Here is a 2,428-nt window from a genome sequence, read left to right as displayed (position 1 = left end):
GTTCAAGTTACCCGCCCGCCGAGAACGAAGTTACCCAAGGTGCATCAAAGCCAAACCACAGAAGTATGCGACGAGAAAACCTAGTAAAAACAATGCCAGTCAGGCTTAACTGACTGGCATTAGCCCCAAGCGGGCCACTTTTTATTTCTAACTTGTCTGATCAGTGACTTGGCGCGAGGGCGCTGTGCAGGGCAGGGTAGAAAAAGTTGTCAGGATCACTAAAATGACGGTCTGTTTTGATGATTCGATGGCGACCATGTCCGCACAAGATCCGGTGTTTGATACCTCTTTTCATCCGCGCCTGCTGCACCCCCGTCTGTGGGGCAGCTGGCTGGCCGTCGCCCTGCTCTCCTTGCTGGCCTGGGTGCCGGCAAGGGCACGGGACAAGCTGGCCGACTACCTGGCCCCCCTGCTGCTGCGCGTCTCCAGGAAGCAGGCCTACATCGCCGACACCAACCTCAAGATCTGCTTCCCCCATCTCGACGAGGCGGGCCGTCAGGCCCTGCTGCTGAAATCCATCCGGGTGGGGCTCAAGACCTTCCTGGGCTTTGGCGAGCTGACCTGGCGCAGCCCCGACTTCCTCAAGGGGCGCGTCAAGGTGAGCGGCTGGGAGCACGTGGAGGCGGAGCGGGCAGCCGGTCGCCCCATGATCTTCGTGGTGCCCCACACCTGGGCGGTGGACATGATTGGCCGCTACTTCCCCCTCCAGGGGATCAAGATGTGCACCATGATGAAAAGCCCCAAGGATGCGGTGTTCGACTGGTACATCAACCGCGAGCGCAGCAAGGGCGGGCGTATCTACGAGCGCAGCGTCGGCATCAAGCCCGCCATCAAGGCCCTGCGCAGCGGCGACAGCTTCTTCTATCTGCCGGATCAGGATCACGGCCGGGAGGCGAGCCTCTTCGTGCCCTTCTTCAACCACCCCAAGGCGACCCTGCCGGCCCTGCCCAAGCTGGTGAAGCTGACCGGTGCCCGCGCCGTGCCCATTCTGGCCTGCTACGACGAGGATCAGGGGTGTTACCGGCTGGAGATCGAGGCGCCGTTCGATCCTTATCCCACCGCGGATCTGGTGGCGGACGTCAACCAGATGAACCGCATGGTGGAGCAGCAGCTTGGCCGCTTCCCCGAGCAGTACATGTGGTTTCTCAAGATCTTCGAAACCCAGGAGCACGATCAGGGCGAGGACGGTCTCTACGAGGCGGGGATCCGCCGCATCCGCCAGGGGCTGCCACCGGAACCTTGATCGACACGGCCCCCTTGCGGGCCGTTTCTGACAGGGGTGGCAGGCCACCAGCAAACAGGTGCAAACAAGGTGCAAATAGGGTAAAAGGGCGGTCATGAAAATTCCAAATCGAATCCAACCTCTGGTTGATGACGGCCTGGTGGACGATGTCATCAGCCGGCTGATGAGCGGCAAAGAGGCCGACGTCTATGTGGTGCGCTGCGGCGACGAGATCCGCTGCGCCAAGGTCTACAAAGAGGCGTCAAAGCGCAGCTTCAAGCAGGCCGTGGTCTATCAGGAAGGGCGGCGGGTACGCAGCAGCCGCGATGCCCGCGCCATGGAGAAGGGCTCCAAGTACGGTCGCAAGCAGCACGAAGAGGTGTGGCAGAACACCGAGGTGGATGCCCTGTTCAAGCTGGCGGCGGCCGGGGTGCGGGTCCCCAGGCCCTATGTCTGCCTCGATGGCGTGCTGCTGATGGAGCTCATTACCGACGCCGACGGCAACGTCGCTCCCCGTCTCAACGACGTGGCCCTGACCCGTGAGCAGGCTTTGGTGGATCATGGCAAGGTGATCCGCTACGTGGTGCGCATGCTCTGCGCTGGCCTCATTCACGGGGATCTCTCGGAGTTCAACGTGCTGGTGGACGAAGAGGGGCCCGTCATCATCGACCTGCCCCAGGTGGTGGATGCCGCCGCCAACAACCAGGCCAGGGCGATGCTGGAGCGGGATGTCGACAACATGCGCAACTACTACGGCATGTATGCCCCCGAGCTGCTCAAGACCCGGTATGCCCGGGAGATGTGGTCCTTGTTCGAGGATGGCAAGCTGGGCCCCGAGACCGAGCTCACAGGCCTGTTCGAAGAGAGCCGGGAGGCCATCGATCTGGATGGCGTGCTGCACGAGATAGAGAGTGCCCAGGAGGAGGCCATGGCCCGCCGGGCCAGGTTGCAGGCGGAGCAGGAAGAGGAGTCCTGACGGGCCTTCATTCCAATCAACAAGAGCGCCATAGGCGCTCTTTTGTTTTGGAACCCTGGCTCAGATCCCGGTCAGGGGCGGCGCCTTGAGACGGGGCCCCTGGTAATACCAATCAGATTAAAGATGTGATCTAATTGCTCTATTCTGGTTTCACTGTACTCAGTATGTCCGATCCAATCGATTTCTTGGCCCTCGCCAAGGCAGAAACCAACGCCAGGAAACGCATGCGA

The 2,428-nt window shown here is 61.3% G+C and carries 2 protein-coding genes; both read left to right on the top strand.

The genetic code is table 11. The features are described 5' to 3' along the window. The first annotated feature begins 247 nt into the window (after positions 1 to 247). Positions 248 to 1,243: a lipid A biosynthesis acyltransferase gene (locus HKD46_RS21120; RefSeq protein WP_041215911.1), complete on the top strand. Its 996-nt coding sequence runs from the start codon at positions 248 to 250 to the stop codon at positions 1,241 to 1,243. 94 nt (positions 1,244 to 1,337) lie between these two features. Continuing rightward, complete coding sequence (locus HKD46_RS21115) at positions 1,338 to 2,198, top strand: PA4780 family RIO1-like protein kinase (RefSeq protein WP_029314478.1); 861 nt, start codon at positions 1,338 to 1,340, stop codon at positions 2,196 to 2,198. Positions 2,199 to 2,428: the final 230 nt, after the last annotated feature.

This window comes from Aeromonas sp. TW 6 (assembly GCF_013168745.1).
In the GTDB taxonomy this organism is placed as follows: domain Bacteria; phylum Pseudomonadota; class Gammaproteobacteria; order Enterobacterales; family Aeromonadaceae; genus Aeromonas; species Aeromonas caviae.
Note: the sequence above shows the minus strand (reverse complement) of the source record. Positions and strands in the feature narration are given on the sequence as shown.